Source organism: Bradyrhizobium sp. INPA03-11B (genome assembly GCF_040446015.1).
In the GTDB taxonomy this organism is placed as follows: Bacteria; Pseudomonadota; Alphaproteobacteria; order Rhizobiales; family Xanthobacteraceae; genus Bradyrhizobium; species Bradyrhizobium macuxiense_A.
Genome location: NZ_JASGSR010000230.1, coordinates 1 through 5,576, shown reverse-complemented (window position 1 = coordinate 5,576; position 5,576 = coordinate 1). Strand labels below are relative to the sequence as shown.

The window sequence follows — 5,576 nt, the reverse complement described above, 5'->3', positions numbered from 1 at the left end:
AACCAACAGGCCGCTCGCGAGCGCGCTTCTATATCGCGCCGTAGCGAGCGGGCGGCCGGCCCGTTACCCCATCTACGAAGCCATCACCGTCATCCTGAGGTGCGAGCGAAGCGAGCCTCGAAGGATGAATCGGCCCCGCTGGTGGCCGTCGATCCTTCGAGACGCCGCTCCGCGGCTCCTCAGGATGACGGGACTTCATCCGGGCTACAAGGCGCCCGACTGCCGGCAAAACCCGTCCCAACCCGCGCCGTATCTGCTAGAGAGTTTCATCATAGGCGAAAAACAACACGGCGTTGCGATGGCTGGCGGCAGCGAGATCTTCTACGGCGGCATTCCGGTGTTTCGCGGCTTCGCGCGCCTGATGGATCCGGCGCTGTATGCGCCGCTGCCGGATGACTGGGCGGTCGGCGTCGCCGACATCGTCGAGTCGACCAAGGCGATCGCGGCGCAGCGCTACAAGGCGGTCAACATGGCCGGCGCCGCGGTGGTCGCTTCCGTCACCAATGCGCTCGACGGCCGCGAATTCCCCTTCGTGTTCGGCGGCGACGGTGCGAGCTTCGCGGTCGCGCCCGCCGATCTCGAGAAAGCGCGCGAGGCGCTGGCTGCGACCGCGCGCTGGGTGCGCGACGACCTCGATCTGGTGCTGCGGGTGGCGCTGATGCCGATGTCGGCGATCCGCGCCGCGGGTGCCGATGTGCGTATCGCGCGCTTCGGGCCGTCGGCCAATCTCTCCTACGCGATGTTCACTGGCGGCGGTCTTGCCTATGCCGACGCCGCGATGAAGCGCGGCGAGTTCGCGGTCGATCCGGCGCCGCCGGGCACGCAGCCCGATCTGTCGGGGCTATCCTGCCGTTTCGAGGTGATGCCATCGGCGCGTGGCGTCATTCTCTCGGTGCTGGTGTTGCCGGCGAAGGGCGCCGATCCGGCTTCTTTCCGCAAGGTGATCGAGGACATCGTCGTGCGCGTCGAGAAAAGCCCCGATGCGGGACGGCCGGTGCCGCCGGGCGGCCCGCCGCTGCGCTGGCCGCCGCAGGGGCTGGAATATGAAGCGCGCGCGCGGCGCGGTGGCTCGCTCGCGCTGCGGCGTGCGGTCGTGCTCGCGTTCACGCTGTGGGCCTATACGCTGATGCGGTTCAACATCCCGATCGGCAAATTCGTGCCAAAGACCTATGTGCGGCAGCTGGTCGAGAATTCCGACTTCCGCAAGTTCGACGACGGCTTGCGCATGATCCTGGATTGCACGCCGGAGCTTGCCGCGGATATCGAGCAGCGCCTCGTCGTCGCAGCCGCGCAGGGCATCGTGCGCTACGGCCTGCATGAACAGGATGCCGCGATGATGACCTGCTTCACGCCGTCGGTGATGCGCGCCGACCACGTCCACTTCATCGACGGCGCCCGCGGCGGTTACGCCTCGGCCGCCACCGTGCTCAAGGCACGCGCGGCGTAGCCAGCGGTTGCTTTTCTAACCTCTCCCCGCTCTTCTGCGGGGAGAGGTCGGAACGCATCGCGAGATGCGTTCCGGGTGAGGGGCATGGCAATGCGCGGCCGCAAAGAGGGTATCCATCCGACTCGCGAGACGACTGCGCGCCAATCAAACGGATGCGGAGATCGCGCTTTGGAAACACCTGCGCAATCGTCAGATCGACGGCCACAAGTTTGCGCGGCAGGTCCCGATCGGAAACTACATCTGCGATTTCGCCTGCCGCGAGAAGCGACTCGTCATCGGGGTCGATGGCGGTCAGCATGCGGACTCGGCGGCAGATGCGATCCGTGACCGCTATCTGGCCGACGAGGGATATCGCGTACTTCGCTTCTGGAACAATGAGGTTCTCGAGAATATCGAGGGGGTGCTGACTACAATTGAGGCCGCGCTATGCGGATAGAGCCCCTCACCCCAACCCTCTCCCCGCAAGAGCGGGGCGAGGGAGCGCAGTCCCGCTGCGGTTATTACTCCGCTAGAAATTACCGTCCGACCCGCGTCCAGGTCTCGCCGCCGCATAGCGCGCCAACGCAGCCTTCGACGCGCAGCGTGCTCTCGCCGGTGACCGAGACGCTGCTCGCATAGGTGCCGCCATCGTCGGCATTGTAGATCTGGCCCGACCATTTGCCCGCGGCAACCGGCTGCATGGCGGAGAACAACGGCAGCCCGATGATCGGCCGGTTGGCCAGCGACGGATTGGGATTCTTGTTGTCGACCTGCGGCTTGCCGGTCATCGGATCGATCGGGTCGCGCAGGCTCACCACCACGCCGCAGATGCCGCCGCTGCACTTGCTGATCTTGACGTGGGCATCGCCGGCCTGGGTCTGCCAGACGCCGAAAGGCTCAGGCGCGCTCTGTGCATGCGCGGCAGGCACGGCAAGTGCCGCCGCAATGGTTGCGATCACGAATCCCAGTCTGCAGGCCATGGCTTGTTCCCCAAAAGGTCGGCCTGCATAACAATTCGAAAGATTTCTGCAATGTCATATTCGCGCGATCAGGCGTGTATGATCCAAAAAATCCTGTAGATTATTTCCGGCAGCGTCTTGATCAGGCAAGGCGACGCTATCCCCAGCGGGTCAGCCGGATCGATATGATGGTGGCGAGGCCGAATGCCACCATCGCCGCTCCGACCAGCGCAAACAGCGTCCATGCCGGCGCGCTCACGGTGGCGAGCCACCAGCCGCCGATGCCGACCAGCAACAGGCGGATGGTCCCGGCCAGCACCGGTCCGCCGACCTTGGCGGCGCCTTGCGAGGAGAAATAAAGACAAACGCCGACGCCGAAGAAGCCGAATCCCGGGCCGGCCAGTGCGAAATAGGATGAAGCCGCGGCCGTTACGCCGGGATCGCTGGTGAACAGTGCGATCCACAGCGTCGGCTTGACTGCGACCACAAGTCCGACCAGTCCGACCACGAGGCCCGCGACCGTGCCGGCGGTCCACGCCACCTTGCGCGCCCGCGTCACCAGTCCTGCGCCGATCGCCATGCCGACCATCGGCACCGAGGCGACGCCAACCGCGAAGGCGATCGGGATCAGCAGGAATTCCAGCCGCGAGCCCATGCCGTATCCGGCCAGCGTCTCGGTGCCGAAGCCGGCGAGGATCTTGGTGAAGATCAGGATGGTCAGCACGCTCTGCAACGGCGACAGGCAGGAGATCGCGCCGACCTTGAGGATGTCGAGGAACATTGCGCGCTGGAAGCTGAAGGCGGCGAAGTCGAGCTTCAACCGGCTGCGCCCGGAGGCGAGATACCAGGCGAGGAAAATTGCACCGCACGTGAAGGCCGTGAGCTGGCCCGCGGCGACGCCGCGCATGCCGAGGCTTGGCACGCCGAACAGCCCGAGCCCCAGCACGCCGCCGACCGCGATCTGGATCATCGAAGCCGTGATCAGCGTCATCGAGGGAATCCGCATGTCGCCGGTGCCGCGCACCACGGAGGCGAGCGTGTTGACCAGCCAGATCGAGATCGCGCCGGAGAACAGCACCTGCGAATAGTGCATCGATTGCTCGAGCACGCCGCCGCGTCCGCCGAGCAGCGCATAGAAGTTGCTGCCGAAGTCCAGCATCATCACGGTGAAGAACAGGCCGAGGCCGATCCCGATGATCGCCGCATGCAGCGCCAGGTCGGCGGCACGGTCGCGATCGCCGGCGCCGAGCGCGCGGCTGATCGCCGAGGAGACGCCGCCGCCCATCGCGCCGGCCGACATCATCTGGTTCAGCATCGCGAACGGGAATACCAATGCGATGCCGGCCAGTGGCTCGGTGCCGAGCCGGCCGATGTAGGAGGTCTCGGCAACCGCGACGAGCGTCGAGCCGAACATCGCGATGGTGTTGGGGACCGCGAGGCGCAGCAGCGTCGGCAGGATCGGTGCGGTCAGCAAATGATCGACCGGCACCGCAGGCGCGGCCGCGGTGGAGCGCGCGTCGTCGATCGAGGCTTCAATGGTCATGCGCTTACTTCGCCTCTCCCGCTTGCGGGGGAGGCCGACGCGCGCGCAGCGCGTGGTGGGTGGGGGCTCTCTCCACGGAATGACTCGTGGAGAGAGCCCCCACCCCATCCCTCCCCCGCAAGCGGGAGAGGGGGCCTCGTGCCGATGCGGCCGCAGTCCGAGATCACTTTGTGAAAACCTGCCGTCAATAAATGATGATCAACATTTTACGACCGGCGCCACCCGCAGGCCACCCGCACCTGCGCAGGGGTCACCACGGCAGGCCGCATAGGTCGATCTTGCCCTGGCGCGGCGCGCGGACGATGTCGTTGACGAACGGCGCCATCGCCTCGAAGCGGATTTTCCCCGCGGGCTGTTCGCAAGTAACTTCACCGCTGAACGGATGCCAGCCGCGCGCTTGGTAGAACGCGAAATTGTGCGGCTCGCAGAATAAGATTGCAAATTTCACCGCATCGTTGGCACGAACGGTGTGCACGGCGGCGTCGAGCGCGAGCGACGCGTAGCCGCGCCCCCGGCAGTCCTCACGGGTCGAGACCCCGCCGATGCCAGCGACATGCACCTTGTGGCCATTCCAGGTGATTGTCCGGAAATAGATACCGACATGGCAGGCCAGCCCGCTGTCGTCGGGCGCGTCGAGCAGCACGCGCAAATCCGCGTGAGCCCATTTGATGTCGGCCCACGGTTTGTTCTGCATGACCTCCGGGCTCCAGACCGTCCGCAGCAGGGGCTCGGCGCGCGGCCATGACGCATCTCCGTTGAGAATGTCGATTTCGATGCTCATCGTCTGGGTCCTTGGTCTTGGCTTTCGGCTTGGCTTTGGACTTGGCTTTCGGCTGTGCCGATCTGTCATAGCCGATCAGAAAATGCGGTGTTTCTCCGCCGTGGAACCTTCTATAAGGGGGACCCGTTAAGTGTAGTCTCCCACCCTCTGTTGGACATTACCCCATGACCTTCACGCTACCCGATCTGCCCTACGCTCACGACGCCCTTGCGCCCTATATGTCCAAGGAAACGCTGGAGTTTCACCACGACAAGCATCACCAGGCCTACGTCACCAACGGCAACAACGCGATCAAGGGGACCGAATTCGAAGGCAAGTCCCTCGAGGAGATCGTGAAGGGTTCGTTCGGCAAGAACGCGGCCGTCTTCAACAATGCCGGTCAGCACTACAACCACCTCCATTTCTGGAAGTGGATGAAGCCGAATGGCGGCGGCAGCAAGCTGCCCGGCCGGCTCGAGAAGAAGATCAACGAAGACCTCGGTGGATTCGAGAAGTTCAAGACCGACTTCGCCGCTGCCGGCGTCGGCCAGTTCGGCTCCGGCTGGGCGTGGCTGCAGGTCAAGGGCGGCAAGCTCGAGATCGCCAAGACCCCGAACGGCGAGAACCCGCTGGTCCACGGCGCGGTGCCGATCCTCGGCGTCGACGTCTGGGAGCACTCCTACTACATCGACTACCGTAACCGCCGTCCGGACTATCTGAAGGCGTTCGTCGAGAATCTCGTCAACTGGGATTATGTCGACGAGCTGTTCGGCAAGGCCGGCTAAGGCGTTCTGATCGCATTTTCACGAACGGCCCTTCACCCTCCCCTGGAGGGGGAGGGTCGGTTCGCATGAAGCGAAGCGGAATGCGAAACGGGGTGGGGTGATC

Annotated in this window: 7 protein-coding genes; 3 read left to right on the top strand and 4 right to left on the bottom strand. The window is 64.9% G+C overall.

Features of this window, described 5'->3' with window-relative positions:
* Positions 1 to 298 precede the first annotated feature (298 nt).
* Positions 299 to 1,447, top strand: coding sequence for a DUF3095 domain-containing protein (locus QMZ05_RS40290; RefSeq protein WP_353705804.1), 1,149 nt, complete (start codon positions 299 to 301; stop codon positions 1,445 to 1,447).
* Here the strand turns inward: QMZ05_RS40290 and QMZ05_RS40285 are convergent.
* Positions 1,428 to 1,745, bottom strand: a complete 318-nt coding sequence (locus QMZ05_RS40285; RefSeq protein WP_353705802.1) for a hypothetical protein — start codon at positions 1,743 to 1,745, stop codon at positions 1,428 to 1,430. The two genes, QMZ05_RS40290 and QMZ05_RS40285, sit on opposite strands and share 20 nt — an antisense overlap.
* On the opposite strand from QMZ05_RS40285, the gene QMZ05_RS40280 reads away from it, so the two are divergent.
* On the top strand, positions 1,626 to 1,883 hold the full coding sequence (locus tag QMZ05_RS40280) for an endonuclease domain-containing protein (RefSeq protein WP_353705803.1): 258 nt from the start codon (positions 1,626 to 1,628) through the stop codon (positions 1,881 to 1,883). The genes QMZ05_RS40285 and QMZ05_RS40280 overlap by 120 nt on opposite strands.
* Positions 1,884 to 1,962: 79 nt before the next feature.
* Here the strand turns inward: QMZ05_RS40280 and QMZ05_RS40275 are convergent, their stop codons facing one another.
* The 3 genes from QMZ05_RS40275 to QMZ05_RS40265 form a co-directional block, all read right to left on the bottom strand.
* The gene (locus tag QMZ05_RS40275; RefSeq protein ID WP_353705801.1) at positions 1,963 to 2,406 is read right to left on the bottom strand and encodes a DUF2147 domain-containing protein; all 444 of its coding nucleotides are present in this window, start codon (positions 2,404 to 2,406) and stop codon (positions 1,963 to 1,965) included.
* 136 nt (positions 2,407 to 2,542) lie between these two features.
* Positions 2,543 to 3,928 carry an MATE family efflux transporter gene (locus tag QMZ05_RS40270; protein ID WP_353705800.1) on the bottom strand — a complete coding sequence of 462 codons (1,386 nt, stop codon included), beginning with the start codon at positions 3,926 to 3,928 and terminating at the stop codon, positions 2,543 to 2,545.
* A 250-nt stretch (positions 3,929 to 4,178) separates the two neighbouring features.
* On the bottom strand, positions 4,179 to 4,709 hold the full coding sequence (locus QMZ05_RS40265) for a GNAT family N-acetyltransferase (protein ID WP_353705799.1): 531 nt from the start codon (positions 4,707 to 4,709) through the stop codon (positions 4,179 to 4,181).
* A 164-nt stretch (positions 4,710 to 4,873) separates the two neighbouring features.
* Here QMZ05_RS40265 and QMZ05_RS40260 point away from each other — a divergent pair, with 164 nt between their 5' ends.
* The gene (locus tag QMZ05_RS40260; RefSeq protein WP_353705798.1) at positions 4,874 to 5,473 is read left to right on the top strand and encodes a superoxide dismutase; all 600 of its coding nucleotides are present in this window, start codon (positions 4,874 to 4,876) and stop codon (positions 5,471 to 5,473) included.
* Positions 5,474 to 5,576 lie beyond the last annotated feature (103 nt).

Bases quoted from the DNA above. Each gene is read 5' to 3' on its own strand.
- QMZ05_RS40290 (WP_353705804.1), top strand. From the start codon at position 299: ATGGCTGGCGGCAGCGAGATCTTCTACGGCGGCATTCCGGTGTTTCGC.
- QMZ05_RS40285 (WP_353705802.1), bottom strand. From the start codon at position 1,745: ATGCTGACCGCCATCGACCCCGATGACGAGTCGCTTCTCGCGGCAGGC.
- QMZ05_RS40275 (WP_353705801.1), bottom strand. From the start codon at position 2,406: ATGGCCTGCAGACTGGGATTCGTGATCGCAACCATTGCGGCGGCACTT.
- QMZ05_RS40270 (WP_353705800.1), bottom strand. From the start codon at position 3,928: ATGACCATTGAAGCCTCGATCGACGACGCGCGCTCCACCGCGGCCGCG.
- QMZ05_RS40265 (WP_353705799.1), bottom strand. From the start codon at position 4,709: ATGAGCATCGAAATCGACATTCTCAACGGAGATGCGTCATGGCCGCGC.
- QMZ05_RS40260 (WP_353705798.1), top strand. From the start codon at position 4,874: ATGACCTTCACGCTACCCGATCTGCCCTACGCTCACGACGCCCTTGCG.